Genomic DNA, 25,234 nt, shown 5'->3' on the forward strand with positions numbered 1-25,234 from the left:
GTGGGTCGACTGTCAAATGGGGGAATGCCGGCTCCGCAAGGGTCGCGCATTCCCTTTGCGTCTCTATGCGGACGCTCGCCGTCACCCTAGTCCTTCGAAATGGGGGCGAGTAAAAGGTGGGCAGGGGGCGGGCGCGTCGAAGCACCATTCAAAGGGAGACGACCATGAAGATCGTGACCAGCCTGAGCTTCCAGGGCCAGTGCCGCGAGGCATTCGAGTTCTACGCCAGCGTCCTGGGCGGAAAGATCACCGCCGCCGTGCCCTATGGCGATGGGCCTCCCGGCATGCCGATCACCGACGAGAAGTACAAGAGCTGGCTGATGCACTGCTGGCTCGAGGTCGGCGATCAGGCGCTCATGGGCGCCGACATGGATGTCGGATGGGCACCCAACATCGACAAACCAAAGAACGGCTTCGACGTCACGCTGCACACCGAGGACAAAGCCGAAGCCCAACGGTGGTTCAATCAACTGTCCGAAGGCGGCAGGGCTGTCATGCCATTCGAAGAGACCCCCTGGTCGCCCGGCTTCGGCTCCCTGGTCGACAGGTTCGGCGTCCCGTGGATGATCAACGTCATTCCATCGGCTGACTGGAAGCCGTCGCAGGGCTGATCCTGCGAGCATGCAGCCGAATATCACGCGCCTGCGCGTCGAGCCGCGCGGTTTACTGCGTCTGGTCCGCCGTCCAGCTGCATGTGGGATCATCAATCCACATCGCTGTAGCTGTTCCTCCAGTCCCGCACCAGCTGCCGAGTCCTCAGGCGGCGAGGCGCCGGCCGGTTTGCGCGTCGAAGACGTGGATATTGTCGAGTTCGGGCTCGAACCGGATGTCGGTGCCCGGTTCGGGCAGCACCCGCTCGCGAAAGAGCCCGACAAATGGCTGATCGCCCAGCCGGCCGAGGATATGTACCTCCGAACCCGTCGGCTCTACTACCTCGGCGGTCATGCCCGCGCCGCCCTCGGTCACGATGTGGAGGTGCTCGGGACGCACGCCATAGATCGCCTTCAGATCGCGGCCCGCGGCGGCATTCGGGGGCAGGGGCAGCTCGATGCCTTGGGCGGTCGCAAAGACCTCGCGCCCGCCCGGCCGCAGTGTGCCGTCGAGGAAGTTCATGGCTGGCGAGCCGATGAAGCCGGCAACGAAAAGATTGTCCGGGCGGTCGTAGAGCTCGAGCGGACGCCCGATCTGCTCGACGCGGCCGGCGTTCATGACGACGATCACGTCGGCCATGGTCATGGCCTCGATCTGATCGTGCGTCACATAGACCGTCGTTGTCTTCAGCCGCCGGTGCAGCGCCTTGATCTCGGCGCGCATGGCGACCCGCAGCTTGGCGTCGAGGTTCGAGAGCGGCTCGTCGAACAGAAAGACCTTCGGATCGCGCACGATCGCCCGGCCCATGGCGACGCGCTGGCGCTGGCCGCCCGACAATTCACGCGGATACCGCTCCAACAGCGCCTCGAGATTGAGGACGCCCGCCGCCTGCTCTATCTTGGCGTTGCGCTCGGATGTGTGGACGCCGTTGAGCCTCAAGGAAAAGCCCATGTTCTCGCGCACGTTCATGTGCGGATAGAGCGCATAGTTCTGGAACACCATGGCGATGTCCCTGTCCTTGGGATGCAGGTCGTTGATCACCTTGTCGTCGATGACCACGTCGCCGGCCGAGACCTCCTCGAGCCCGGCGATCATACGCAGGAGCGTCGACTTCCCGCAGCCCGACGGGCCGACGAGAACCACGAACTGGCCGTCCTCGATGTCGATCGACACCCCTTCGATCACCTTGAGCGCGCCGAAGGATTTCTCGATCTGCCTGATGCTCACCTTTGCCATCTGTTCCTCCCACGGCCGTTCAGCGGCCTTGCCAGTTCGGCGCCTCCTTGGCCGCAAACGCCCTCACGCCCTCGCGGAAATCGGCGCTGGCGTAGCAGAGTGCGATGAGGTCCTCCGCTTCCGGCAGTTGCGATTGCAGCAATCGTCCGAGGGCCGCCTTGCTGGCGCGCAGCGTCAACGGCGCGTTGGCCGTCAACTGCGCCAGCAGCGTTTCGGCCGTCTCGTCGAGTTCGGCCTTCGCCACCACCCGGGACAGGAACCCGGCCGCCAGCGCCTCGTCCGCGCCGATCAATTCGCCCAGCAGCAGCATGCGCCGGGCGCGGCCTTCGCCGAAACCGGCGACCAGCCGCGCATGGTTGTGGATGGAAAGGCAATTGCCCAGAGTGCGCGCGATGGGCACGCCAAACCTGCTCTCGCGTGTTGCGATGCGGATGTCGCAGCAGGCCGCGATGTTGAGCCCACCGCCGATCGCCCAGCCTTCGACGATCGCCAGCGTCGGCACCGGAATGGCGAGGAGGGCGGCGAGGTGCGCCTCCATCCGCGCTTCGTAGGCGATGCCGTCCTCGCCGGTGGCGAATTCGCGGAACTGGGCGATATCGGACCCCGCGACGAAAGCGTCGCCGCCGGCCCCCCGCAGTACCACCGCCCGCAGCTCTCCCGGTTCGGTCAGCTCGCGGCAGATCTCCTCGAACTGTTCGTACATCGCCGGGGTCATTGCGTTGCGCGCCGCCGGCCGGTCAAAGACGACACGGCCGACGTGGCCTTCGCTGCTGAAACGAACCTCGCCTTCGTCTGCCGTCGCGTTCATGGCGTGAAGGCTCCCGCGCGCGCCAATGCCTCTCGCTCGCCCGTCAGCCCGAGCTCGGCCAGCAATTCGTCTGTGTGTTCGGCCAGAAGCGGTGGTGCGTAGCGCACTTGCTGGGGCGTGTGGGAAAGCTTGACCGGAAAGCCGAGCGTTCGGATGCGTCCCTCGACCGGATGGTAGATCTCCATCACCATGTGCCGCGCCGCCGCATGCTCGCTCTCGACCACCTGTCCGTAGTCGTTGATCGGCCCGGCGGGCACACCGGCGGCGAGGAAGGCCTCGACCCACCAGTCGACGCTCTTCAATAAAAAGACCTGCTGCAGTTCCTCGGCAAGGGCATGTCGGTTGCGCAGCCTGTCGCTGTTTTCGCTGTAGCGCGGGTCCGCCAGCAGGTCCGGCCGCTCGATGACGGAGCAGAACGCCTGCCACAGCTTCTGGTTGGCCGCGCCGACGACGAACTTGCCGTCGGCTGCGGTGAAAGCCTGGTACGGCGCGCTCATCCTGTTGGCGGTGCCGAGCGGCTGCGGCGACTTGCCGGTCGCCCAGAGCTCGGTCGTCTCCCAGATCGAAAGGCCGAGCGCCGCCTCGAACAGCGAAGCATCAATGAACTGGCCGCGCCCGGTCTTGTCGCGCCCGATGATCGCGCTGAGGATGGCGTAGACGGCAAATAGCCCGGCGCCGAGGTCGCCAACCGGCACGCCCGACTTCACCGGCTCGTGGCCGGGAATGCCCATGGCGCTCATCACGCCCGACATCGCCTGCGCGATGAGGTCGAATCCGGGGCGCTGCGACCAGGGGCCGGTCTGGCCGAAACCGGAAATGCTGGCGTAGACTAGGCGCGGATTGATCGCGCTCAGCGTCTCGTAGTCGACGCCGAGTTTGGCGGCGACGCCCGGCCTCCCGTTCTCGACGACGATGTCGGCGGTTTCGGCCAGCCGATAGAAGACCTTGCGCCCCGCCTGCGTCTTGAGATTGATGACCATAGATCGCTTGTTGCGGTTGAGCGCCAGAAATCCGGGACTGTCCGTGCCTTTCATGCGAAAGCCCATCGACTTGCGCGTCTGGTCGCCGTCACCGGGCGGCTCGACCTTGATGACGTCGGCACCCATGTCGCCGAGTAGCATGCAGCAGAACGGCCCGGCCATGACCTGGCTGAGGTCGATGACGCGCAGATGCGACAGCGGCAGGGCCGCTGGAGACGCGGCTTGCCCGTGGGCGAGCGTTTGCGTTGCATCGATGGTCATCTGACATTCCTCAAGACCCGCGTCGGTCCGGTTGGGTGTTGGCGATCTGGCCGCCCGTGCTCGCGCCGGGATGGCACCGTATATAACAATCTTGTATGCAAGAATGGAAAAAGGTCAACCCGCAGCCCGGCGAACGCGCGAAGTTGCACCTCAGGATGATTTTGCATACCAATGTTGCATGGATGACACCGCGAACGCGCAAATCGATGCAGGTAACGATGCCTCCCTTCGGCGTCGGGGGCGTCTTCATTCGGAAGCCGCGCGCAAGTTGCGCGCGATGATCGTCTCGGGCGAGTTGCCGCCCGGTGAGCGGCTGCGTGAGGTGCGGATCTGCAACCAGCTGGGCGTGTCGCGCACCCCGGTGCGCGAGGCGTTCCGCACGCTGGCCGCGGAGGGCATGGTCGAGTTGCTGCCCAACCGGAGCGTCGTCGTGGCCCAGCTGCGCTCGCCCGATGTCGAACATCTCTACCAGGTGGTCGCCGCACTTGAGGCCCTGGCCGGGGAGCTGGCCTGCCAGAGGATCAATGAGGCCGAAATCGCTGAGATCGCGGCCATTCACAGCGACATGGTGGGGTGCTACGAGCGCCGCGAGAGGAGCGCCTACCTCGACCTCAATCACCTCATCCACCGTCGGGTGGTCGAGATCGCCAGCAATCCGGTGCTGCTCGCCACCTGGGAATCCCTGCTTCCCCGGGTCGAGCGCGCCCGCGCGATCGCCAATCTGGAGCCGTCCCGTTGGATCGCCGCCGTCCACGAGCATTCCAAGATGTTCGCCGCGCTCGCTGCTCGCGATGGCGCTCTGCTGGCCAGGCTCACCCGCGAGCATTTCATGAACGGCCTTAAGTTCGTTCCCACCGGCGACAGCTAGAGCGTTTTCAGCAAAAGTGGATACCACTTTTGCGGTTCGAAAACGCGAAGAACAAGGGGTTAGCGCTTTCGTTCTGACTCCGTCAGAACGAAAAGTGCTCTAGCTGCGACTGTATCTCCTCCGTCTCCGGGCCCCATATCCACGGCGCCGGTTTTGCGCAGATAGCTGCCGCGATGTGTTGACACAGGCAAATCTTGCATACAAGAATAGATGAAACGGCACCGGCAGCTACTCGCCGCCATCGACATCAAGACCACGCCGTCCTGCCAAGGAGGAACCAGAAGTGTCCGCGCTCGCCGCCGAAACCGCCGCCGTCGACCCCTTTCACATCCGCAAGTATTTCGAGCCGCTTCGCGTGGCCGACGCGTGTGATGCGCTCGACGGCATCGGCTATTTCAACATCGGCCTTGTCAGCCAGGACCTGCGTCCGCTGTGGACGGGCATGAAGTTCTGGGGCGTCGCCTATACCCTGCGCTGCGTGCCCGCCAACAAGCCCATGTGGAAACTCGAGACCACCGAGGACATCGTCAATGCCCACGGTGTCTGGTTCGGCAAGATGGGCAACGCCGCCGCGCATATGGGCAAGGAAATCAAGCCCGGCCATGTGGTGGTCACCGATGTGGGCGGCGCCGAGAACGTTGGCTTCTGGGGCTCGGAGAATTCGCTGGGCGTTATCCAGGCCGGCGGCGTCGGCATCGTCACCAACGGCGCTTGCCGCGACACGGGCGAGGTCATCCTGCAGAAGACCCCGATAGTGGCCAAGCGCCATGAGCGCACCATCATTCCCGGGCGTATCGAAGCGGTGGAAACGCAGACCACCATCGGCATCGGCGGCGCGCAGGTGCGCCCCGGCGACATCGTGGGTTGCGATGAGGACGGTCTCGTGGTGGTGCCGATCGAGGTGGCCCGCGAAGTGGCGCTCCATGCGCGCGCCGTGCTCGTCGCCGACATGGTCAAGCGCCGCGACAAATACGACCGGCTGGGCATGACCCGCGACGAAACGGTCGACGTCGAGGCCGTCGATAAATATTACGCCGATCTTCAGGCCCAGGGCTGAGTCCCGCGGCGCCGGAGGGCGCAAGTGCCTTTGCCGTTGCGCGATGATGCGCGGCGGCGCCGTGCCGACAAAAGAGCAAGCGCCGAGCCAATCGGCCGTTCAGGCATTCACAAGGAGGAATATCATGCCGTCAGGAAAGATGCTTGCCGCGCTGCTGGCTTCGACTTGTCTACTTGCACCAGCCGCCTTCGCGCAGGAAACGGTGACGATCCAGTTCTGGGAGGGACACTCGGTCCAGGAAGAACAGGCCACCATCAATATGATCGCGGCGTTCGAGGCCGCCCATCCCGACATTAAGGTCGAGAGGGTCAAGACCAGCTTCGGCACCAATTTCGAACGCATCACCACCGCAATCGCATCCAACACCGCCCCCGACGTCAGCCCGATCTGGAGCGGCTTTCTCACCCAGTTCGCCGAGCAGGGGCAGTTGGTGGACCTGACGCAGTACGGCGTCGAGCCGACGAATGCCGACATCTATCCGGGAGCCTTCGACTATGTGACCTGGAACGATGGCGTCTACGGGCTTCCCTATGCCTTCGATCCGCGCTTCATCGTTTATAATCAGGAGGCATTCGAAGCGGCCGGATTGACCGAGCCGCCCGCCACGTTCGAGGAACTGATCGAATATACCGAGCAGTTGACCGTCGGCGAGGGCAGCAATATCGAGCAATACGGCTTCGGCCTCGGCGGCAGTGACAGCCTCGCCTACTTCTTCATCAACCTGCTCTATGCCTATGGCGGACAGGTCTTCAACGAGGACGGCACGGAGGCCGTGTTCAACAATGAAGCCGGGCTTCAGGCCGGCGAGATCATTTCGCGGCTGGCCGGCCTGCCCGGCGCCACTCTCAATGCGGGCGAAGGTTTGCGCCAGAGCGTCCTGCACGGGCGCGTCGCCATGATCTATGACGGCCCGTGGATCTTCTATGAGGCGCTCAACGATCCGGAGTCGGAGGAGTTCGGCATCGGCCGCGTTCCGATGCCCGGGGAGGGCGATCAGCCGCTCAACTTCGGTAGCGTCGGCGCCTACGTCGTCTACGAGCAGAGCGACAACAAGGAAGCGGCGGCCGAGTTCGTCAAGTTCCTTGCGTCGCCCGAAGCTCAGCAGCACCGCGTCGCCATGCTCAAGCCCGGCGTTTCGCCCGGCGTGCGCGATGCGCCCGAAGCTCAGGCCGCGTTCGAGGAATGGCCCGGGCTCGAAACGGCCCAGAACCTCCTCGATGAATCCCGCATCTTCCCCAAGCACGACAACTGGCCGAGCGTCTTCCAGGCCATCATTCCGGCGGTCGAGGCGATCATCGGAGGGGAGGACCCGCAATCGGCGCTCGATGCCGCCGTCAACCAGGCCAATCGCGCCCTGCGCCGCGGCTAGCCCGGACCGATATCGGCATGGCGGCGGCTTCGCCGCCATGCGCCTTGCGGACGAACCGCGAGGCCCGCCATCCTCATCCGCCTGGGCTCGGGAGCGTGCCGATGACGATAAAGCAGCAGCAATTGCTCCTTGGGACGATCTTCCTCGGCATTCCCCTGCTGTGGCTGCTGGTCTGGGTGGTGACGCCGATCTTCGTCGTGCTCTATCTCAGCTTCACCAGCTACGACATCCTGTCTGCGCCCGAATGGGTTGGTACGTGGAACTTCGAAGATCTCTGGTACGACAGTCTCTATTGGCGCGCCTTCGGCAACACGCTCTATTTCACCGCCTTCGCCATGCCCCTCGGCGTCACCCTGTCGCTGCTGCTGGCGATGCTGGTCAACACGCGCCTGCCCGGCGCGTGGATCTACCGCACCATCTATTACCTGCCGGTCGTCTCGCCACTGATCGCCACCGCTCTGATCTGGATCCTCTTCTACGAGGTTTCGACCGGCCTCTTCAATTATCTACTCCGCTTCGTCGGGATCAGCCCGTTGCCATGGCTCTCGAACTCGGCGACGGCAATGCCCGCCATCATCGCCATGAGCGTGTGGAAGAGCCTCGGCTTCAACATGGTGATCTTCCTTGCCGCGCTGCAGGCCATTCCGCGCGAGCTCAACGAGGCGGCGGCGCTCGACGGCGCGGGTCGGGCACGGCAATTTTATAGCATAACCCTGCCGCTCCTGCGCCCGGCCATGACCTACGTGCTCATCACCACGCTCATTGGCTCGTTCCAGGTCTTCGCCCAGGTCTACGTGATGACCGAGGGCGGTCCCAACAACGCCACGGTGACCCTGGTGCATCTCATCTACCGCACCGCGTTCCAGAACCTCGACTTCGGCTATGCCTCGGCCATGGCGGTCGTGCTGTTCGTCATTCTCGTCACCGCCTCGTTCATCAACCTGCGGCTCGTCAGCCGCGGAAACCTCTACGGCTAAGCCTTTCCCATGACCGTCGTCATCATGCAGCCCGACCGTCCCGTACCGACCGCCGCCATCGACCGCAGCCGGCGCCGGTTCTGGCGCGCGGTGTTGACCTTCTACCTGCCGGCGACGATCGTCGCCGCGGTCATGCTGTTTCCGCTTTTCTGGATGGTATCGATATCGCTGCGCACCAACGCCGAAATTTTTTCCTATCCGCCCGATCTCGTCAGCATTCCGCTGCGCTGGCAGAACTACATCGACATCTGGACCGATCCGCGCATGAATCTCGGCATCCAGGCCTGGAACACGCTGGTCTACGCCACTGTGCGCACGTTCCTGCAATTGCTGCTGTCGAGCATGGCCGCGTTCATCCTCGCCCGTTACAGCTTTCCCGGCCGCACCCTGGTCTTCTACCTGGTGCTCGCCACCGTGATGATCCCGGACGAGGTCATGATGGTGCCACTCTTCCTCATGGTAAAATCCGTGCCGCTCGCCGGCGGCAACGACATCTTCGGGATGGGCGGCACCGGGTGGCTCGACACCTTCTATGGGTTGATCCTGCCGGGGGTCGTCAGCGGCTACTCCATCTTCTTCCTGCGCCAGTTCTTCCTGACCCTGCCCAAGGAGCTCGAGGAGGCGGCGCGCATCGACGGTTGCTCGGAGTTCGGCATCTATTGGCGCGTGGCGCTGCCCATGTCGATGCCCGCGCTCATCGCGCTCGGCATCTTTTCGTTTCAGTTCGCCTGGTCGGACTTCACATGGCCGCTGATCATCTCGGGTTCCGAGAGGACCCGCACCATCCAGCTCGGCCTCGGCCTGCTCTCGACCACCGACGGCACCGACTGGGCAATGCTGCTGACCGGCGCGGTAATCTCGACGCTGCCGCTGATCGCGCTCTTCATGCTGCTGCAGCGCTTCATCGTTACCGGCGTCAACTTCGGCGTCGGCAAGTAGGGCGAGGCGCCACCCCATGCAGATCATCGATGCGCACCAGCACTTCTGGGATATCGCGGCCAACTACCTGCCGTGGCTGCGCGACGAGCCTCCCATCGCCTTCCGCTATGGCGACTATTCGGCGCTGAAGCGCAACTACCTGCCGAACGACTACAGGCGCGATGCCGGGCGGTTCGAGGTCGTCGGCTCGGTCTTCATCGAAACCGAATGGGATCCCGCCGACCCGGTCGGCGAGACGCGATGGGTTGCCGATCTGCGTCGGCGCGAGGGCCTGCCGAGCGTCATGGTGGCCCAGGCCCGGCTCGATCGCGCCGACGCCGAAACCGTGCTCGCCGCCCATGGCGGGACCGATTTCGTACGCGGCATCCGTCATAAGCCCAGACCCGCCAAATCTCCCGATCTCGTCGAGCCTCGTGCGCCCGGCTCGATGGGCGATCCCACCTGGCGGCGCGGCTATGCCCTCCTTGCGCCGAACGGGTTGAGCTTCGACCTGCAGACCCCCTGGTGGCACCTCGAGGAGGCGCGTTCGCTCGCCGACGATTTTGGCGACACCATGTTGATCCTCAACCACACGGGCCTGCCGGCCGACCGCAGCGAGGCTGGGCTCGCCGGTTGGAAGGCGGCGCTGACGATCCTCGCGGGCGCGCCCAACGCCTATATAAAGATCTCCGGTCTCGGCATCGCCGGCCGCCCCTGGACGGTCGCCGATAACGAGCGCGTGGTGCGCGAGGCCATCGACATCTTTGGAACCGACCGGGTAATGTTTGCCTCGAATTTTCCCGTCGACGGCCTCGTCGCCAGTTTCGAAACCATCCTCTCGGGGTTCGACGCCATAACTGCCGGCTTTTCCGAACAGGAACGCGCCGCCATGTTCCACGACAACGCCTGCCGCATCTACCGCATCGCGAGCTAGGATCTCCCATGGCTCCAACGCAAGAAAAACCGCGCCTCGGCTTCATCGGCATCGGCATTATGGGCGCGCCCATGGTGCGGCGCCTGCTGGCCGAGGGCTACAAGGTGACCGTGTGGAACCGCGAGCCCGAGCGCGCTCGCGAGGTCGTGCCGGTTGGCGCCGTTTGGGCCGAGAACCCGGCGGCGGTCCGCGCCGCGTCCGACATCGTCGCGACTTGTGTCATCGACGGCAAGGCGATCGAAACCTGCTGCTTCGGACCCGATGGCCTAGCCGCCGCCGCAAGCGGAGCGGATCTGCTCGTCGACTTCTCCACCGTCGATCCAGACGTGACGGTCGGCCTCGCGGAACGCCTCGAACAGTCAACAGGCATGGCCTGGCTAGATGCGCCGGTATCGGGCGGGCCGGGCCCGGCCGAAGCCGGTGAGCTCACGATCATGGCCGGCGGCCGAGACGGCGATTTCGCGCGGGCGACGCCCATGCTCGCAAGCCTAGCCGCCAATCTGACCCATATGGGGCCGTTGGGCGCGGGCCAGACCGCAAAGCTCCTCAACCAGGCGATCGTCGGGGTCAACTATGTCCTGATGGCTGAAGTGCTGGCGCTCGCCAGATCGACGGCCCTCGACGCCGCCGCCCTGCCGCGTGCCCTTGCCGGCGGCATGGCCGATTCCACGATCCTGCAGCGCATATATGCGCAGATGAACTCGGGCGATTTCCATCCGCCGCGGGGCAGGGCCGCCCAGCTCGACAAGGACCTGCGCGCGGTCGCCGTTTTCGCCGGCAAGACCGGCTATTCATCTCCGCTGATCGAGCAGGCGGTCGCCCTCTACCGCGCCTTCGCTGATCAGGCCGAAGCCGACACCGACAGCGCCGCCATCAGCGAATGGGTGGTGGGTGGAAAGCATTAGAGTGTGGACAAATCGTGGGAATGGCGGGTAGGGAGGGATTCGAACCCCCGGAACGCTTGCACGTTCGCCGGTTTTCAAGACCGGAGCAATCAACCGCTCTGCCACCTACCCGGCAGGGAGCCTTTAGCTTGTCGATATAGGAGTGTCCAGCATCACGTGCCACGCGGTTTGGCGCGGTTGGTCGCCCCGGCAGTCAACGGATCGTCGGGCCAGTAGTGACGGGGATACCGCCCCTTCAGATCCTTGGCCACATCTCTCCAGGAACCGCGCCAGAACCCGGGCAGGTCGCGTGTGGTCTGGATCGGGCGCTGAGCGGGCGAGAGCAGTACCAGCAGCAGGGGGATGCGGCCGCCGGCGATGCTCGGGTGGGTGTCGAGGCCGAAGAGTTCCTGGACGCGCACCTCCAGTGCCGGGCCGTTCTCGACCTCGTAGTCGATAGGCAGGCGCGATCCCGTCGGCGCGGTGAAGTGGCTTGGCAGCAGCCGTTCAAGCTCGGCGCGCCGCTCCCAGGGCAGCAACTCGAAGAGAGCGGACGACAGGTCTTCGGCGGTGATCTCCGCTGCCTGCACTTTGCCAATGATGTGCGGCACGAGCCAGGAGGCGCCGCCATCGGCGAGGGCGGCGTCACTGAGATCCGGCCAAGGCTCGCCGAGCTGACGGTGGAGGTAGCTGGCGCGGGCGCGAAGGGCGAGTTGGTCCTTGCTCCAGGGCAGCTTGCCGATGCCGCGCTCGGCAAGGCCCTGCGCCAGAACCGTGGCTGCCGCCTCGAAGTCTTTGACGGGGATGGTGGCTTCCTCGAGCTTCAGCGCATCGAGACGCCGTATGCGGCGAGCGCGAACGCTTGTGGTTGCTCGGTCGAAGGTAAGGATCGTCTCGTCGACGATGCGATCGGCGAACAAGTCCTCGATCGTTTCGCGGTCAATACGAGCAGCAGCACGGATACGGCCGCTTGTAGCCGTTCCCGTGACATCGGTAACGACCAGGAAACGTTCACGGGTCAGGGGGTCGGTCTCATCCAGCGTCGCTGCGCGACCATTGGCGAGGCGGTACCGGCCGGGTGCGCCGGCGGCCTGGGCGAGGCGGTCGGGGTAGGCCCGGGCAAGATGCCGGCCGATGTCGGACGTACCGCTGGATCCGCCGTCAGCGGCGACCAGTTTGCTCCAGCGCGCGGCGAGCGAACGCGCCTCCTTGGCGCGCGAACCGGCATCGGTGCGCAGGCGGCTGAGGCGGGACTCGATATCGGTCGAGTCACCGCCGAGGCCACGTTCGGTCAACAGCACCGCCAGTTGTGCGGCCGTCGATGCTTGGTTCTCGTCTGCGGCCGTGGCGACCATGTGGGCGAGGCGCGGATACAGGGGCAAACGGGCCAGCAGCTTGCCCTGCGCCGTGATCCGTCCGTCCGCATCCAGTACATCGAGAGCCGCGAGCAGTGACCTGGCTTCGTTCCAGGCCGGCGTCGGAGGAGGATCGAGGAAGGCGAGCGTTGCCGGGTCATGGACGCCCCAGGAGGCGAGATCGAGGACGAGGCTGCTGAGATCGGCCTCGAGGATTTCCGGAGCATCGAAAGTCTGGAGGGCGGCTGTCTGCGCTTCGTTCCAGAGCCGGAAACAGACGCCGGGTTCGGTACGTCCGGCGCGGCCGCGGCGCTGGTCGGCGGCGGCACGAGAAACGCGGCGGGTTTCGAGCGTCGTCAATCCCGTCGCCGGCTCGTAGGCGGGCACACGCGCAAGGCCGCTATCGACGACGATCCGCACACCCTCGATGGTAAGCGATGTCTCGGCGATGGACGTCGCCAGCACGACCTTTCGCCGTCCAGCCGGTGCGGGCTGTACGGCACGATCCTGTTCACTCGCCGAGAGCTGGCCGAAAAGAGGCGCAAGGTCGACATCCGGCGGGATCCGGTCCCTCAGGCGTTCGGCCACCCGGCTGATTTCGGCCTGGCCCGGCAGGAAGACGAGCATCGAACCCAGCTCGCTTGCCAGCGCCTGCAGGACAGCCGCTGTCACCTGGTCCTCGATGCGTTGAAGTGGGTCGTTGCCCAGGTAACGCGTCTCGACAGGAAAGGCGCGCCCCTCGCTTTCGATGACCGGAGCGCCGCCCAACAGGCGGGCGACCCGAGCGCCGTCGATGGTGGCCGACATCACGAGGAGCCGCAGGTCGTTGCGCAAGGCTGAAGCATCGACGGCAAGCGCGAGCCCCAGGTCCGCGTCAAGGCTGCGTTCGTGGAATTCGTCGAAGATGACGGCCGCAATGCCTTCGAGTGCAGGATCATCCAGGATCAGGCGCGTAAAGACGCCTTCGGTAACCACTTCGATACGTGTCCTGGCGCTGACCTTGGTATCGAGGCGGACGCGATAACCGACGGTTTCGCCGACCTCTTCGCCCAACAGCCGCGCCATCTGCCGTGCAGCCGCGCGGGCGGCGAGGCGGCGCGGTTCGAGCATGACGACCCGTCCGTTGGCGCGCCAGGGAGCGTCGAGCAGAACCAACGGGACCCGCGTCGTCTTGCCCGCCCCAGGAGGAGCGACCAGCACGGCGTGCATACGGGTCTGAAGAACCTCGCGCAGGCGGGGGAGAACGTCGTCGATCGGCAGGGGCGGCAGGGAGTGCATGGCGCCGTTCATGACCAAGTTTGCACCGGCCGGCAAGGGCACCTGCTTGCCAACCTGGGGCAAATCGGCGAGAGCTTGGGCAAGGAAGGGCCGAACCATGTTCGCAGCGGACGGCAGCGATCCGGCTGCCAAGCCATTGGTGTTGCCGCTTGGCGAAAGCGCCCTGCTGGTGCGTTTCGGCAGCACCCTCTCGCAAGCGGCCAACACCGCCGCACTCAGATTTGCGCGTATTCTCGAACTGCGGCCGATCGCCGGCGTCGTCGAGGTGGTGCCGAACCTCGTTTCGGTGCTGTTGCGTTACGAGCCGCAACGGATCGGCTTCCATCACCTTGCCGGGGAAATCGGGTTGCTGCTGACCGCCGCGGTCGATGACGTCGGGGCCGAAGCTCGAAATCACATCGTCAAGGTTGCATTCGGTGGGGAAGCTGGTCCCGACCTCCCGGATGTCGCCGAGCGGCTTGGACTGTCCGCCGGGGCGTTTGTTGCTGCACACAACGCCTCCCGACTCCGCGTGCTTGCGACGGGCTTCGCGCCCGGCTTCGTCTATTGCGGCTTCCATCCCGAAAGGCTTCATGTCCCGAGGCGGGCGGAGGTCCGTCCCCGGGTGGCGGCCGGCAGCGTGCTCTTTGCTGCGGGGCAGACGGCCATCGCGGCGACTGATATCCCGACAGGCTGGCACGTCATCGGACACACACAACTGCGCAACTTCGATGCCTTGCGCGATCCGCCGACGCTGCTGCAAGCCGGCGACACAATCGAATTCGAGGCGACGACGTGACGGCGAAGCTTCTTGTTTCGAACACCAGTCCGCTGACGACGGTACAGGACCTGGGACGGTCGGGCATGCTGCGTCACGGGATCAGTGCGTCAGGACCCATGGATAGCCAGGCTTTCGCGGCGGCCGCCGCTGCGCTCGGTGGTGCAGGGCCCGCCGGTATCGAGTTCACCACCAGCGGCCTCGACATCGAGGTGGTGGCGGGTGGGTGCCGGTTTGCTCTGGCGGGCGGGCAGTTCACCGCCTCACTGAACGATGTGGCGATCGCCTGGCCGGATGTCGGCGACCTGCAGCAGGGCGATCGACTGCATATCGGGCCGGGGCCAGTCGGGAACTACGGTTATCTGCGCTTCGACAAAGGCATCCACCTGCCGCTGGTGATGGGAAGCCAGGCCACTAACCTGCGTGCCGGCATCGGCGGGTTCGCGGGTCGCGCGCTCGCCGCCGGCGATATTCTGGGGCTTATCGAACCCGAGCAACTGGATCCGGGGCAGCAAGCGGTTGCAGCCGCTTCCGCCGGTCCCATACGCGTTCTCTGGGGACTGCACGCCGACGCGTTCCCGCCGGAGGTGCATTCCCGATTTCTGCAAAAGGAGTTCGTCATCACCTCGAGGATGGACCGGATGGGCGTGCGGCTCGATGACCCGGAGGGGGTCTTCCGCGCATCATCCGGCCTCTCTCTGGTATCCGATGCGGTGGTGGCAGGGGACATCCAGATCCTCGGCGACGGCACGCCGATCGTCCTGATGCGCGACCATCAGCCGACGGGCGGATATCCACGCATCGCTACGGTGATTGGGAGCGACCTCGACCGTCTTGCCCAGATGCGGCCGGGTACGCATGTGCGGTTTGAATCTGTTAGTCTTGTGCACGCCCATCGGCTTTCAACCCTGCGGAGCGCCTCTCGATGATCTCGATCGACCTCAATGCCGACCTTGGCGAGGGCATGGGGACCGACGAGGATCTGCTGGAAGTCGTCTCGAGCGCGTCGATCGCATGTGGCGGCCATGCCGGCGATGCGCAGACCATGCGCCATATCCTCAAGATTTGTAAGAACAAAGGGATACGAGCTGGAGCTCATCCGGGTTATGCGGACCCGAAGCGCTTCGGGCGCTTTCGGGTGGTGATGCCGCTCGATCAGTTGATGGGACAGATACGCTCGCAGCTCTTCCTCATCCGCTGGATCGCCGATGAAGTCGGCATTCCGCTCTCCTACGTGAAGCTCCACGGTGCGCTGGCCAACCAGACGGCCGAGGAGCTGGCGTTCGCTGTCGGCATCTTCGCCACGGTCCAGGCCATGGATTCCAAGCTTGCAGTGCTTGCGCTCGACAACAGCCAGCAGGTGCGGGCAGCCAAGGCCGTGGGCCTGCCGCTGATCCGCGAGGCCTATGCCGACCGCGCCTATACCGCAAAGGGCCTCCTGGTGCCGCGGAACGAGGAGGGGGCCGTCATCGACGACACCGACACGGTCATCGAGCGCTGTCTGCGCCTCGCCCGGAGCAGCGAGATCGTTGCCCGTGACGGCAGTGTGCTCAAATCCGCGGCGCGCTCGATCTGCCTGCACGGAGACACGCCCGGCGCTGTCGACCTGGCGCGAGAGGTACGCGATGCCCTTGAAGCCGAGGATATCCGTATATCGCCGGTAGAACCGGAACGCGAAGCACCGCTGATCGAGATGTAGGCCGCCTCAGCGCCCTTCGTCGGGAATGTTGAGCAGATGTCCGCACGCCTTGCAGTGCACGGCATCCGGATCGTGGCGCTGCAGGCCGCATTGCGGGCAGGGGAAGGTCACCTTGTGCGGGCGGAAGATCGCCTGGGCAAGGCGCACGAACAGCGAGATGCCTACGATCATGACCACGATCGAGGTGAGTTTGCCGAACGTGCCGGGCAGGGTGATATCGCCGAAGCCAGTGGTCGTGACGGAGGCGACGGTGAAATAGAGTGCGTCGACATAGCCGTCTATACCGGCATTGCGTCCGGCGAAGAACGTGTAGACGAAGCCGGTTACGATAAAGAGGAAGACCAACAAGTTGATAACCGCCTGGACGGGTTCACGCCAGTGGCCGAGGCCGCGCTTTCGCAGAGGCTTCCACAGGAATGAGCGGCGGGTTGTCGTCCACAAGCGCAGGATGCGCAGGAAGCCGAGATTGGCCAACCAAGCCGGAAACAGCAGAGTTGCAAGAATGAAGACGTCGATGATGACCGGAAACTGGCGCAGCCATTTCGGCATATCGGAGGTGGCTAGACCCCGGGCTGTCAGATCCGCGATCAGCAGTGCGGCGACTGCGTAGTCGATCCAGAGGAACGCCGGATCGCCACGCAACAGGGGCGTGGCGATGAAGAAGGCGATGATCGCCAGGTCGACGACGAGGACGGCGAACTGAAAGCGGACCGCTTCCGGCGATTGGCCGTGATAGAGCACACGCAGCCGGGTACGGACCCGCGTGAAGGCGGAGCGGTCGTCGTCGGAGCGGTCGTCGGTATTGTCGGTCATTCAGGTTTCTCGATTGAGCCCTGACGAGCAGCTACAGATGCAATGGCTTGGACACCCTTGCGGTTGCTCTTCCGGTCAAGGGTCCAATCGCTCTCAAGGCCGCTGATTGCCCCCCGGTTGAGTGCGCTGCCGCTGCTGGGAACCACCCGATCCGGTGCTCTCGGAGTTCGGCTGCCCCTCTGCTGCCGCTTCCAGGCATTGGCTCGCCCCGCCGACACGGAATTGCGGCAGCAGCGGTGACTGTACGGCGGCGTAGCGGAAGACACGTGCCAGCGGCAGCCGCTCCGGGTCGGCACGCGGGTATAGCCGTGCCGCGCCGCTGGCTGTCGCCAGCCCGCAGCGCTCGCCGAGGTCGACGCAACCGCTGCTCGCGCAAACGCTTACGGCGCCAGCGTAAAGCATGAGCCTGGTCTCGCTGCCGCTGACCACCAGGTCGAACTCGGTGCCGCGCACACCTATGGTGGCGGATGGCGTGCGGATGTCATAGGCCGATTTGGCACTGTTGCCGCTGATGAAGCGGAAGGTGCCGCCGAGGGCGTTGATGGCGAACTTCTCGGCGGAACCATTACCGCGCATCAGGTATGACTCGATCAGCAGAGAACTGCCCGGACCGACCACCAGCCGCGTGTTGTCAACGAAGACAAGCTGCACCTCTCCGCTAGGGCCGGTGATGACACGCTCGCCCACCGATACGTCTGATCCGACGATCAGCGTGCGGTCACCAGAACCGCCCCGCGCCGCTGCGTCTGGATCGACGCCGGCAGCCCGACCTTCATTGGCGGCCCTTGCCGCACCCGATGCGAGAGCGCCGGCGAACATCACGATAATGGCTATTGCAATCCAAGTTTTGTTCATGTTTCGCCAGCTTGAGGGAAGGAGGATGAACCGGGCTTGAAAGGTTCGTTTCGTGTCAATTCAGGCAGCGGCACAATAGCCGGCAACCAGACATCGGTTTTCACGAGTAGCGCTCCTCGGTCCAGGGGTCGCCGTGATTGTGGTAACCGCGCACCTCCCAGAAGCCGGGCGCGTCGACGGGTGAGAACTCTATACGGCGCAGCCATTTGGCGCTCTTCCAGAAGTAGAGGTGCGGCACGACAAGACGCACGGGCCCGCCGTGCTCGCGCGAGAGCTGTTCCCCTTGCCAGCTATAGGCGAGGAGGGCATCGGGGCTGAAGAAATCCTCGATGGTGAGGTTGGTGGTATAGCCGTCATAGGAGTGGAGGATCACGAAGCGGGCCTCTTCCAGCACGCCGGCCGCCTCGAGCAGGTGTCCGGTGGGAGTGCCGCTCCAGGTATTGTCGTATCGCGACCAACTGGTCACGCAGTGGATGTCCGAAACCAGCTCCACCTGCGGTTGGCGCGCGAACTCGGCCCAGTCCCAGGAGAGGTCGGTCGCGACCGACCCGACAATATCCAGTCGCCAATTCGTCCGATCGATGGCAGGCTCGACGCCGAGATCGAGGATCGGCCAGTTCTTGACGAGGTGCTGACCGGGCGGCAGACGCTCTGTTTCCGGGCGGGCGTTTCTACCGGTGAGGAACCGGCCCTGGCGGACCCAGTCGGCCTTGGTGCGGGTGAGTTTGGAATCCGGCGGCAGGGCAGGATCATCGTCATCCGTCATTTTTCGGTGCTCCGGCTGTTGAGCGCCAACATGCCATTTGCACAGCGGGATGGCGAGTGGTTCGACACGGCGGCATGGCTTGCGAACTGGCGGAAATACCACGCGCGCTGTTGCTCCGGGAACCCGCGCGGGATAATGGCTGTTCGGATTCGGGCATAAAACTGTCATATATCCGCCAACGGGAGTGAGCATGAAGCTGGCGTTCGTCATTCCGGCCTACAACGAAGAGGCCCTGATCGGCACCTGTCTGGAGTCGGTCATCGCTGAGGTCGAGCGTGCCGGCATGCGTCGCGACGTCGAGATCGTCGTGGTCGACAATGCCTCGACCGACCGTACCGGAGTGATCGCAGCAAGCTACCCGGGAGTGGTCGTCGTCGATGAGCCCAAGAAGGGGTTGGTCAATGCCCGTGATGCCGGCTTCAACGCGTCGAGCGCGGAGCTCGTGGCCAACATCGACTCCGACACCATCGTCCCCGCCGGATGGCTGGATGTCGTCATGCGCGAGTTCGAGGCAGACCCGAAGCTCGTCGCGCTGAGCGGGCCCTATATCTACTACGACATGTCGGCGTGGAGCCGTTTCCTGGTGGGACTGTTCTACGGCCTGACCTACCTCATTTATGTCCTCAACCGGTTCATCCTGCGGGTCGGATCGGTCGTGCAGGGCGGCAATTTCGTCTTCAAACGGTCCGCCTGGACGGCGGTTGGCGGATACGACCGGTCGATCCAGTTCCATGGTGAAGATACGGACGTGGCGGTCCGGCTCTCCAAGGTCGGCGGTGTCAAATGGACGTTCGCTCTGAAGATGAAGACGTCGGGACGTCGGCTGGAGAAGGAAGGTGTCTTCAAGACAGCCGGCACCTACACCCTCAACTTTTTCTGGGTGACTTTCCGCGGCAAGCCGGCAACGAGCGACTATACCGACATCCGTCCTCAATGATCTCCAACGCGGTCGGGTATTGACGAGCGGGCGTTTTCCTCCGGCGCCAGGCCAGCTAGTCTGAAGCGGCAATGCCTTTGGCAGCGGAGGCGATTCGGCGCATGTCGATGCCCACGCAGTTCCCCCCGATCTCCCTCGCCCTGCGGCCGGGAACGACGGATCTGCTCGCGCTCGGAGTGGGGCAGACGATCTCGGCGCGAGTGCTCGGGCCTGCCGCCGACGGCGGCACGCTGGTCCGGATCGGAGTGCAGCAACTGACGCTGCAGTTGCCGACGCCACCGGCGGCCGGAACGGTTCTTCACCTGCGGCTCGAGGGACGAACGGCCGACGGCCGCATGACACTTTCGCAATTGGCTCCCGCTCTGACCCCCACGGCTCCGGCGCAAGCTGATGCAGGCGCGGCGCTGAAGCAGTTTTCGACCGGTGGATCACCTACACCCGCGGCCGAATCGGCTGCAGCGGCCCGCAGCAGCACCCAGGCGCCAACCGATCCTACACGGCTTGCCCTGACCCAGATGGTGCAGAGCGCCCTCGGGCGTCAGGGCAATATTGCATCGCTTTTCACCACCATTGCGGCGCTCGGCCCTGTTGCCGGACACCTGCCGGAGCCCGTTCGCCGCCTTCTGGGCGAGATCGCCCCTCACACGCTTCGATTGGGCGAGACGCCGATGGCGGCACGAAACCTGCAGCAGGCGGTACGGACGTCCGGAATTTTCCAGGAAGCCTTGCTTTCGACCACGGGCAACGCCGGCGCCGTTCAAGGCGAGCTCAAGGGTCAGCTCTTGGCGCTCGCCGAGGTCCTACGGCGCTGGCTCGGCAATGCGCCGACAGGTGCCCTTCCGGTAAACGGGCCGCCGCCACCCATGCGGGGCGTTGCACCGCGCGCCGCAAAGACGCCCGTTCATCTTGCTCCGTCGCCAGAAACCGGCGAGGAGGCCGGTCGCCGGTTGCTCGACGACGTCGAGGCGGCGCTTTCGCGCGTACGGCTCCTGCAGAACGCGTCTCTGCCGGACGAGGCGGGTCGCGCCGCGTCCGTTCGAAGCGAATGGAACCTCGATCTGCCGTTCGTATACCAAGGCCAGTTCGGTGTCCTGCCGTTCCAGATCCAAGCCGACGAGGGCGGTAGTCAGGCGGAGGGTGAACGCGGCTGGAGGGTGCGGTTCGCCATGGATCTCGGCCAATCAGGGCAGGTGGGTGCGCAGATCAGCCTGCACGCAAGCCGGGCGAGCGCCATGCTTTGGGCGACGGAGGACGCCATGGCCCAGGCGATCGAAGACGCGCTGCCTGAGCTTGCCGGGATGCTGGCGGATGCCGGTCTCGCGCCGGGCACACTAATCTGCCGCCGGGGGCGACCGGACAGCGTCGGCCGTTCAAGCGGCGGCATCGTGGATGCGACATCATGAGCAAGGAGCAGCAGAAGACGCCGCTGGCGGTGGCGCTCGAATACGAGGCGCGGGTACATGCGGCTCCGCGCGTGGTGGCGAAGGGTCGCGGCGCGCTCGCCGAGCGGATCGTTGCCCTGGCCCAGGAAAACGGCGTCGTCATCGAGAGCGACCCGGTGCTGGCCGAAGCCCTTGCCCAGGTGGAACTCGACGATGCGATTCCCATCGAGCTCTACGAGGCGGTCGCCATCGTCATCGGATTCGTCCTGCGCCAGGCGAAATCGTAGTTCACGGCATTGCGCGGGCCGTCCACCGTCCCCATGTCCCTAGCCGCTATCGCATTAGGGAGTGGACCCATGCTCAATCCTGAAGACCGCGGCGCGATCGAGGACCTCTTCGGACGCCTGAACGACGTTGCCGGGCGCACCGGACCACGGGACGTGGAGGCCGAGGCGCTGATCCGCGAGAAAATCGCGGCCCAGCCGGCGGCGCCCTACTACATGGCGCAGACGATCCTCGTTCAGGAAACGGCCCTGCGCGAGGCGCGCGAGCGGATTGCGGCGCTTGAGGAGCGGCTGGAAGACGAGGGCGGCAGGGTGCGCGGACCCTGGGAGCGCGAGGGGCGCCAGGAGCGTGCCGGTGGTGGCGGGTTCCTTGCCGGCGCGGCACAGACGGCACTCGGCGTTACGGGCGGTTTTCTGCTGGGTAGCGCCATCGCCGGCCTCTTTACCGGTAGTGCGCAAGCGGAGGAGCCGGCGGCTGAACCGGCCGCCGAGCCCGAGCCCAGCGGGGATGGCGGCGACTTCGGCGGCGACGACTGGGGTGATTTCGATATCGGCGGTGGCTTCTAGATCATTGCCACGGACGATCCGGACGTCCCTGTCGCGGCTTCAGGAACAGCAGCTCTCACGCTTCCTCTCACCGCCTAGCGGCTGCGCGTCTTGATGTAGAACTCGTTGCCGCCTGCTTCCAGCACGTAATACATGTTGTTGTAGGGGAACCTGAGGCCGGCGGTATGGAAATGCTGGGCGGGGCCGACACCCGAGTGTCGCTCCCCCCGCATTACCCGATCGGCCATCTGCGCGGCAAGGACGACGCCGGAATCGGTCATCCGCCGGGAGAGCACGCCATTGGCGAACTGGTTCTTCTGACCGACGACGCCGCAAACGGTCTTGGGGTATTCGGCATCGTAGAGCCGGTTCATCACCACGGTGCCGACGGCGAGCATACCCTCGGCGCTCGAGCGGTTGGACTCGAAATACATGGCTCGCATCAGGCATTCCTTTTCGGAGAGGCGCGCGGTGCCGAACTGGATGCCGAAGAGGCTGCAGGCCCCGAGGCTGCTGGCGAGCATCGCCGCGGCGCAAGCGCGCATAATTGTCTGAGCGATAAGCGTCATTGCTCGGGTCCCCGGCCGGCCGAAAGTCATTACAATTTGATCGACCAGCCTTAACAAAGGACTGGCCGACACGGTTAAGTCTTCCTTAACGTAGGCGCGGGCTCCTTTTTAAGGCTATGGGCATTAGCGATTGTCGACCTCGCTACGCACCAGCTCGAGGCCGCGTCTGGTGATGCGATAGGGGCGGCCGCCGGACGAGGCGATCGCCTTCTTGGCCTTGAGCTTGCGGAAGAGGCGCTGGTCGAACTCGGTGATCAGCCAGCCGTCGCGGTTGTAGAATTCGAAGCCTGCGATCCTGCCGTCGCCATTCTTCAGCGCGACGATCATGCCGCCTTGTGCGAGCGTATGCAGCACTCGCTGTTCCTGTCTCGAAATATCCATTGTGCTGTTGGAGCCTGTCAGGCGGGCGGCAGGCGCACTGCTCTTTACCCGCGAACACAAACGGACCGCCGCCAGCCTCACGCGTGGCGGCAGTCTGGTTGGTGTCGCCCCGCTCCATCGACATGCGTTGAGCATGCAGCACGACAGGCGGGGCCTCAGCAGGCCTCAGACAGACTAGACATAAACACTCCGGTAGAGCCGGTGCGAAGATAAGGCGAAAAGCGCTGCGGACGGAAGGCCTGGTTCGGCGAGCGGTTGCCAAGCCGCGCGCGCCGGTGCAAACCAGCAACACATCGACTCCCGGATCGGAAGGACAATCGCCAGTGACAGCCGTCAAATCGCCAGCGGAATGCCAGACCAAGGAAGACGTGCGGGCCGAGATCGACAGGGTCGATCAGGCACTGCTCGCGTTGTTCGCCGAGCGGCATCGGTATGTGACGCGCATGGCGCAAATCAAGACCGATCCTCACGAGGCCTATGACAAGGCGCGGATCGAATCGATCGTCGAGAAGCAGCGTGAACGCGCTATCGGCCTTGATCTTGACGAGGATCAGGTCGAACTTATCTGGCGTACGCTCATCGACTGGAATATCAATTACGAAAAGGGCATCATTGTCGCGCGCCGTCGCGCAGAATAGCGAGGCCTTCCATGTCTGTGGTGGTTATCCGCAAAGCCGAACGACCGGATGCGCCGATACTGGCGCGGATCGCGTACGATGCCTGGGCGACAGGAATACTGCCGCTACTCAAGGAACGCCCAGGCATGCGGCAGGCCGAGCAAAGGCGGCTCACGCTGGCGGTGGGCGAGGCGCTCGAGCGGATCATCGTGGCCGAAATCGACGGCGTCCCGGTCGGCTGGTGCTCGCGGGCGCGGGGCAGGGCGTATGTTCCGTTCCTGTTCGTCATGCCGGAGCTGCAAAGCCAGGGCATCGGCTCCATGCTTTTGCGGCGCATGGAATCCATGCTCGAGCTGGAAGGCGCCGAACGCGTGCATCTTGAAACACCGGCCGACAACGTGCGCGCGGTGCGTTTCTACGAGCGGCAGGGCTATCGCATCCTGGCGCTTCGCCCGGACGGGCGGGCGGCGCACGAACCGTTCATGAGCGTGCACCTCGAAAAACGCCTCAATCCCTTTGACGGCGACATCGAAGACGACGACTAGGATTATCCCGACCGATTGCATCGCGCGGCCCGGCGCTTTATGCGTTTGGCCGCAAGTTTGACGTTTGCCCGCTAGGACTCCCCTCGTGACCATCATCGACACACGTACGCCCAATCCCAAGAATTTCGTTTCGGGTTCGACCGGTGATTGGGAAGTCATCATCGGCATGGAGGTGCATGCGCAGGTCACCTCGGAGAGCAAGCTCTTCTCCGGCTCTTCGACCCAGTTCGGCAACCCGCCCAATTCCAATGTCTCGTTCGTCGACGCGGCCATGCCCGGCATGCTTCCGGTGATCAATGCCGAATGCGTGCGTCAGGCGGTGCGGACGGGACTGGGTCTCAAGGCAAAGATCAACAAGCGCTCGATCTTCGACCGCAAGAACTACTTCTATCCTGACCTGCCGCAGGGCTACCAGATCAGCCAGTTCAAGGATCCGATCGTGGGCGAGGGCAAGGTGCTGCTCGATGTCGACGGGGAGATCATCGAGATCGGCATCGAGCGGCTGCACCTCGAACAGGATGCGGGTAAATCGATCCACGACCAGCACCCGAGCATGAGCTTCGTCGACCTCAACCGTTCGGGCGTGGCCCTGATGGAGATCGTTTCCAAGCCCGACCTCAGGTCTTCCGAGGAAGCCAAGGCTTATCTCTCGAAGTTGCGCACGATCCTCAGGTACCTCGGTACCTGCGATGGCAATATGGAACAGGGTTCGATGCGCGCCGACGTCAATGTCTCGGTGCGCAAGCCCGGCGGTGCGTTCGGCACGCGCTGCGAGATCAAGAACGTCAATTCCATCCGCTTTGCCGGCCAGGCGATCGAATACGAGGTGCGTCGTCAGATCGACGTTCTCGAGGATGGCGGGGTGATCGACCAGGAGACGCGGCTGTTCGACCCCAGGCTCGGCCAGACCCGCTCGATGCGCTCAAAGGAAGAGGCTCACGACTACCGCTATTTCCCCGACCCGGACCTCCTGCCGCTCGAGTTCGACGATACCTTCATCGAGGATCTGGCGCAGCACCTGCCGGAACTGCCGGACGAGAAGGCCGAGAGGTTCGTCGCCCAGTATGGCGTGACCCACTATGACGCGATGGTCCTGACGCTCGACCGCGAGGCGGCCGACTTTTACGAGGAAGTCGCCAAGGGTCGCGACGGCAAGCTCGCCGCCAACTGGATGATCAACGAATTCTTCGCCCGCCTCAACAAGGAAGGCATGGACGTCACCACCAGCCCGATCTCGGCCGCGCAACTCGGCGGCATCGTCGAGCTCATCGCCAAGGGCGATATCTCCGGCAAGATCGGCAAGGACCTCTTCGAGGTCGTCTGGAGCGAAGGCGGCGATCCTGCTGAGATCGTCGAGAAACGCGGCATGAAGCAGGTGACCGACATGGGGGCGATCGAGAAGATCGTCGACGAGATCATCGCCGCCAATCCCGAACAGGTCGAGAAGGTCAAGGCCAAGCCGACGATGATCGGCTGGTTTGTCGGCCAGGCGATGAAAGCTTCGGGCGGCAAGGCCAACCCGCAGGCGCTCAACGCGCTGATGAAGGAAAAGCTCGGCATCGAGTAG

27 protein-coding genes and 1 tRNA gene are annotated in these 25,234 nt (G+C 64.6%); 18 read left to right on the plus strand and 10 right to left on the minus strand.

Annotation, left to right across the window (positions count from 1 at the left end; all coding sequences use genetic code 11):
* The first annotated feature begins 164 nt into the window (after nt 1-164).
* Nucleotides 165-611, plus strand: a complete 447-nt coding sequence (locus QQK18_RS24540; protein ID WP_284343030.1) for a VOC family protein — start codon at nt 165-167, stop codon at nt 609-611.
* A gap of 145 nt (nt 612-756) precedes the next feature.
* On the opposite strand, the gene QQK18_RS24545 is transcribed toward QQK18_RS24540, so the two are convergent.
* From QQK18_RS24545 to QQK18_RS24555, 3 genes are read right to left on the minus strand one after another with little or no spacing between them, the layout of a single operon-like run.
* A complete protein-coding gene (locus tag QQK18_RS24545; RefSeq protein WP_284343031.1) occupies nt 757-1,827 on the minus strand; it encodes an ABC transporter ATP-binding protein in 1,071 nt (356 codons plus the stop codon).
* Between the two features lie 19 nt (nt 1,828-1,846).
* Complete coding sequence (locus QQK18_RS24550; protein WP_284343032.1) at nt 1,847-2,635, minus strand: enoyl-CoA hydratase/isomerase family protein; 789 nt, start codon at nt 2,633-2,635, stop codon at nt 1,847-1,849.
* Nucleotides 2,632-3,876: a CaiB/BaiF CoA transferase family protein gene (locus tag QQK18_RS24555; RefSeq protein WP_284343033.1), complete on the minus strand. Its 1,245-nt coding sequence runs from the start codon at nt 3,874-3,876 to the stop codon at nt 2,632-2,634. Before QQK18_RS24555 ends, QQK18_RS24550 begins: the two co-directional genes overlap by 4 nt.
* Nucleotides 3,877-4,054: 178 nt before the next feature.
* Here QQK18_RS24555 and QQK18_RS24560 point away from each other — a divergent pair, with 178 nt between their 5' ends.
* The 7 genes from QQK18_RS24560 to QQK18_RS24590 all read left to right on the plus strand — a co-directional run bounded on the left by QQK18_RS24560 (nt 4,055) and on the right by QQK18_RS24590 (nt 10,904).
* On the plus strand, nt 4,055-4,744 hold the full coding sequence (locus tag QQK18_RS24560; protein WP_284343034.1) for a GntR family transcriptional regulator: 690 nt from the start codon (nt 4,055-4,057) through the stop codon (nt 4,742-4,744).
* Between the two features lie 283 nt (nt 4,745-5,027).
* Nucleotides 5,028-5,801 (plus strand): RraA family protein, encoded by a 774-nt coding sequence (locus tag QQK18_RS24565; protein WP_284343035.1) that lies wholly within the window; start codon nt 5,028-5,030, stop codon nt 5,799-5,801.
* A 124-nt stretch (nt 5,802-5,925) separates the two neighbouring features.
* Nucleotides 5,926-7,170 carry an ABC transporter substrate-binding protein gene (locus tag QQK18_RS24570; protein WP_284343036.1) on the plus strand — a complete coding sequence of 415 codons (1,245 nt, stop codon included), beginning with the start codon at nt 5,926-5,928 and terminating at the stop codon, nt 7,168-7,170.
* Between the two features lie 101 nt (nt 7,171-7,271).
* Nucleotides 7,272-8,147, plus strand: a complete 876-nt coding sequence (locus QQK18_RS24575; RefSeq protein WP_284343037.1) for a carbohydrate ABC transporter permease — start codon at nt 7,272-7,274, stop codon at nt 8,145-8,147.
* A 9-nt stretch (nt 8,148-8,156) separates the two neighbouring features.
* Nucleotides 8,157-9,086 (plus strand): carbohydrate ABC transporter permease, encoded by a 930-nt coding sequence (locus tag QQK18_RS24580; protein ID WP_284343038.1) that lies wholly within the window; start codon nt 8,157-8,159, stop codon nt 9,084-9,086.
* 16 nt (nt 9,087-9,102) lie between these two features.
* Nucleotides 9,103-9,999, plus strand: a complete 897-nt coding sequence (locus QQK18_RS24585) for an amidohydrolase family protein (RefSeq protein ID WP_284343039.1) — start codon at nt 9,103-9,105, stop codon at nt 9,997-9,999.
* An 8-nt stretch (nt 10,000-10,007) separates the two neighbouring features.
* Complete coding sequence (locus QQK18_RS24590) at nt 10,008-10,904, plus strand: NAD(P)-dependent oxidoreductase (protein ID WP_284343040.1); 897 nt, start codon at nt 10,008-10,010, stop codon at nt 10,902-10,904.
* 21 nt (nt 10,905-10,925) lie between these two features.
* Here QQK18_RS24590 and QQK18_RS24595 read toward each other — a convergent pair.
* A tRNA-Ser gene (locus tag QQK18_RS24595) sits at nt 10,926-11,015 on the minus strand.
* A gap of 41 nt (nt 11,016-11,056) precedes the next feature.
* The gene (hrpB, locus tag QQK18_RS24600) at nt 11,057-13,528 is read right to left on the minus strand and encodes an ATP-dependent helicase HrpB (RefSeq protein ID WP_379995121.1); all 2,472 of its coding nucleotides are present in this window, start codon (nt 13,526-13,528) and stop codon (nt 11,057-11,059) included.
* Nucleotides 13,529-13,613: 85 nt separating this feature from the next.
* Here hrpB and QQK18_RS24605 point away from each other — a divergent pair, with 85 nt between their 5' ends.
* Genes QQK18_RS24605 through QQK18_RS24615 form a run of 3 tightly spaced genes read left to right on the plus strand, consistent with a single transcriptional unit; the run spans nt 13,614 to nt 15,972 of the window.
* Nucleotides 13,614-14,294 (plus strand): 5-oxoprolinase subunit B family protein, encoded by a 681-nt coding sequence (locus QQK18_RS24605; protein WP_284343041.1) that lies wholly within the window; start codon nt 13,614-13,616, stop codon nt 14,292-14,294.
* A complete protein-coding gene (locus tag QQK18_RS24610) occupies nt 14,291-15,202 on the plus strand; it encodes a 5-oxoprolinase subunit C family protein (RefSeq protein WP_284343042.1) in 912 nt (303 codons plus the stop codon). The genes QQK18_RS24605 and QQK18_RS24610 overlap by 4 nt, the downstream gene beginning before the upstream one ends.
* Nucleotides 15,199-15,972, plus strand: a complete 774-nt coding sequence (locus tag QQK18_RS24615; RefSeq protein WP_284343043.1) for a 5-oxoprolinase subunit PxpA — start codon at nt 15,199-15,201, stop codon at nt 15,970-15,972. The genes QQK18_RS24610 and QQK18_RS24615 overlap by 4 nt, the downstream gene beginning before the upstream one ends.
* A 6-nt stretch (nt 15,973-15,978) precedes the next feature.
* Here QQK18_RS24615 and QQK18_RS24620 read toward each other — a convergent pair whose 3' ends face one another.
* The 3 genes from QQK18_RS24620 to QQK18_RS24630 all read right to left on the minus strand — a co-directional run bounded on the left by QQK18_RS24620 (nt 15,979) and on the right by QQK18_RS24630 (nt 18,406).
* Nucleotides 15,979-16,785, minus strand: a complete 807-nt coding sequence (locus QQK18_RS24620; protein WP_284343044.1) for an ion channel — start codon at nt 16,783-16,785, stop codon at nt 15,979-15,981.
* 93 nt (nt 16,786-16,878) lie between these two features.
* Nucleotides 16,879-17,640, minus strand: a complete 762-nt coding sequence (locus QQK18_RS24625; protein ID WP_284343045.1) for a FecR family protein — start codon at nt 17,638-17,640, stop codon at nt 16,879-16,881.
* Between the two features lie 100 nt (nt 17,641-17,740).
* On the minus strand, nt 17,741-18,406 hold the full coding sequence (locus QQK18_RS24630; RefSeq protein WP_284343046.1) for a sulfite oxidase-like oxidoreductase: 666 nt from the start codon (nt 18,404-18,406) through the stop codon (nt 17,741-17,743).
* A gap of 190 nt (nt 18,407-18,596) precedes the next feature.
* On the opposite strand from QQK18_RS24630, the gene QQK18_RS24635 reads away from it, so the two are divergent.
* The 4 genes from QQK18_RS24635 to QQK18_RS24650 all read left to right on the plus strand — a co-directional run bounded on the left by QQK18_RS24635 (nt 18,597) and on the right by QQK18_RS24650 (nt 21,576).
* Nucleotides 18,597-19,343, plus strand: a complete 747-nt coding sequence (locus QQK18_RS24635; RefSeq protein ID WP_284343047.1) for a glycosyltransferase family 2 protein — start codon at nt 18,597-18,599, stop codon at nt 19,341-19,343.
* Nucleotides 19,344-19,444: 101 nt separating this feature from the next.
* Complete coding sequence (gene fliK, locus QQK18_RS24640) at nt 19,445-20,746, plus strand: flagellar hook-length control protein FliK (protein WP_284343048.1); 1,302 nt, start codon at nt 19,445-19,447, stop codon at nt 20,744-20,746.
* A complete protein-coding gene (locus QQK18_RS24645) occupies nt 20,743-21,012 on the plus strand; it encodes an EscU/YscU/HrcU family type III secretion system export apparatus switch protein (protein WP_284343049.1) in 270 nt (89 codons plus the stop codon). Before fliK ends, QQK18_RS24645 begins: the two co-directional genes overlap by 4 nt.
* A 69-nt stretch (nt 21,013-21,081) precedes the next feature.
* Nucleotides 21,082-21,576, plus strand: coding sequence for a DUF2076 domain-containing protein (locus QQK18_RS24650; RefSeq protein WP_284343050.1), 495 nt, complete (start codon nt 21,082-21,084; stop codon nt 21,574-21,576).
* Between the two features lie 74 nt (nt 21,577-21,650).
* On the opposite strand, the gene QQK18_RS24655 is transcribed toward QQK18_RS24650, so the two are convergent.
* Together QQK18_RS24655 and QQK18_RS24660 are read right to left on the minus strand one after the other, a co-directional pair.
* Nucleotides 21,651-22,124, minus strand: a complete 474-nt coding sequence (locus QQK18_RS24655) for a cell wall hydrolase (protein WP_284343051.1) — start codon at nt 22,122-22,124, stop codon at nt 21,651-21,653.
* 123 nt (nt 22,125-22,247) lie between these two features.
* Complete coding sequence (locus QQK18_RS24660) at nt 22,248-22,505, minus strand: YjhX family toxin (protein ID WP_284343052.1); 258 nt, start codon at nt 22,503-22,505, stop codon at nt 22,248-22,250.
* Between the two features lie 323 nt (nt 22,506-22,828).
* Here QQK18_RS24660 and QQK18_RS24665 point away from each other — a divergent pair, with 323 nt between their 5' ends.
* The 3 genes from QQK18_RS24665 to gatB all read left to right on the plus strand — a co-directional run bounded on the left by QQK18_RS24665 (nt 22,829) and on the right by gatB (nt 25,234).
* Nucleotides 22,829-23,143: a chorismate mutase gene (locus tag QQK18_RS24665; RefSeq protein WP_284343053.1), complete on the plus strand. Its 315-nt coding sequence runs from the start codon at nt 22,829-22,831 to the stop codon at nt 23,141-23,143.
* Between the two features lie 11 nt (nt 23,144-23,154).
* Nucleotides 23,155-23,667: a GNAT family N-acetyltransferase gene (locus tag QQK18_RS24670; RefSeq protein WP_284343054.1), complete on the plus strand. Its 513-nt coding sequence runs from the start codon at nt 23,155-23,157 to the stop codon at nt 23,665-23,667.
* A gap of 85 nt (nt 23,668-23,752) precedes the next feature.
* Nucleotides 23,753-25,234 carry an Asp-tRNA(Asn)/Glu-tRNA(Gln) amidotransferase subunit GatB gene (gatB, locus tag QQK18_RS24675; RefSeq protein WP_284343055.1) on the plus strand — a complete coding sequence of 494 codons (1,482 nt, stop codon included), beginning with the start codon at nt 23,753-23,755 and terminating at the stop codon, nt 25,232-25,234.

The sequence above is a fragment of the Devosia nitrariae genome, from assembly GCF_030160115.1.
Taxonomy (GTDB): domain Bacteria; phylum Pseudomonadota; class Alphaproteobacteria; order Rhizobiales; family Devosiaceae; genus Devosia; species Devosia nitrariae.

Excerpts from the sequence above, each read along its gene's own strand:
- QQK18_RS24540 (WP_284343030.1), top strand. The coding sequence starts at position 165 with ATGAAGATCGTGACCAGCCTGAGCTTCCAGGGCCAGTGCCGCGAGGCA.
- QQK18_RS24545 (WP_284343031.1), bottom strand. The coding sequence starts at position 1,827 with ATGGCAAAGGTGAGCATCAGGCAGATCGAGAAATCCTTCGGCGCGCTC.
- QQK18_RS24550 (WP_284343032.1), bottom strand. The coding sequence starts at position 2,635 with ATGAACGCGACGGCAGACGAAGGCGAGGTTCGTTTCAGCAGCGAAGGC.
- QQK18_RS24555 (WP_284343033.1), bottom strand. The coding sequence starts at position 3,876 with ATGACCATCGATGCAACGCAAACGCTCGCCCACGGGCAAGCCGCGTCT.
- QQK18_RS24560 (WP_284343034.1), top strand. The coding sequence starts at position 4,055 with ATGGATGACACCGCGAACGCGCAAATCGATGCAGGTAACGATGCCTCC.
- QQK18_RS24570 (WP_284343036.1), top strand. The coding sequence starts at position 5,926 with ATGCCGTCAGGAAAGATGCTTGCCGCGCTGCTGGCTTCGACTTGTCTA.
- QQK18_RS24575 (WP_284343037.1), top strand. The coding sequence starts at position 7,272 with ATGACGATAAAGCAGCAGCAATTGCTCCTTGGGACGATCTTCCTCGGC.
- QQK18_RS24580 (WP_284343038.1), top strand. The coding sequence starts at position 8,157 with ATGACCGTCGTCATCATGCAGCCCGACCGTCCCGTACCGACCGCCGCC.
- QQK18_RS24585 (WP_284343039.1), top strand. The coding sequence starts at position 9,103 with ATGCAGATCATCGATGCGCACCAGCACTTCTGGGATATCGCGGCCAAC.
- QQK18_RS24590 (WP_284343040.1), top strand. The coding sequence starts at position 10,008 with ATGGCTCCAACGCAAGAAAAACCGCGCCTCGGCTTCATCGGCATCGGC.
- hrpB (WP_379995121.1), bottom strand. The coding sequence starts at position 13,528 with ATGAACGGCGCCATGCACTCCCTGCCGCCCCTGCCGATCGACGACGTT.
- QQK18_RS24605 (WP_284343041.1), top strand. The coding sequence starts at position 13,614 with ATGTTCGCAGCGGACGGCAGCGATCCGGCTGCCAAGCCATTGGTGTTG.
- QQK18_RS24615 (WP_284343043.1), top strand. The coding sequence starts at position 15,199 with ATGATCTCGATCGACCTCAATGCCGACCTTGGCGAGGGCATGGGGACC.
- QQK18_RS24620 (WP_284343044.1), bottom strand. The coding sequence starts at position 16,785 with ATGACCGACAATACCGACGACCGCTCCGACGACGACCGCTCCGCCTTC.
- QQK18_RS24625 (WP_284343045.1), bottom strand. The coding sequence starts at position 17,640 with ATGAACAAAACTTGGATTGCAATAGCCATTATCGTGATGTTCGCCGGC.
- QQK18_RS24630 (WP_284343046.1), bottom strand. The coding sequence starts at position 18,406 with ATGACGGATGACGATGATCCTGCCCTGCCGCCGGATTCCAAACTCACC.
- QQK18_RS24635 (WP_284343047.1), top strand. The coding sequence starts at position 18,597 with ATGAAGCTGGCGTTCGTCATTCCGGCCTACAACGAAGAGGCCCTGATC.
- fliK (WP_284343048.1), top strand. The coding sequence starts at position 19,445 with ATGTCGATGCCCACGCAGTTCCCCCCGATCTCCCTCGCCCTGCGGCCG.
- QQK18_RS24645 (WP_284343049.1), top strand. The coding sequence starts at position 20,743 with ATGAGCAAGGAGCAGCAGAAGACGCCGCTGGCGGTGGCGCTCGAATAC.
- QQK18_RS24650 (WP_284343050.1), top strand. The coding sequence starts at position 21,082 with ATGCTCAATCCTGAAGACCGCGGCGCGATCGAGGACCTCTTCGGACGC.
- QQK18_RS24655 (WP_284343051.1), bottom strand. The coding sequence starts at position 22,124 with ATGACGCTTATCGCTCAGACAATTATGCGCGCTTGCGCCGCGGCGATG.
- QQK18_RS24660 (WP_284343052.1), bottom strand. The coding sequence starts at position 22,505 with ATGGATATTTCGAGACAGGAACAGCGAGTGCTGCATACGCTCGCACAA.
- QQK18_RS24670 (WP_284343054.1), top strand. The coding sequence starts at position 23,155 with ATGTCTGTGGTGGTTATCCGCAAAGCCGAACGACCGGATGCGCCGATA.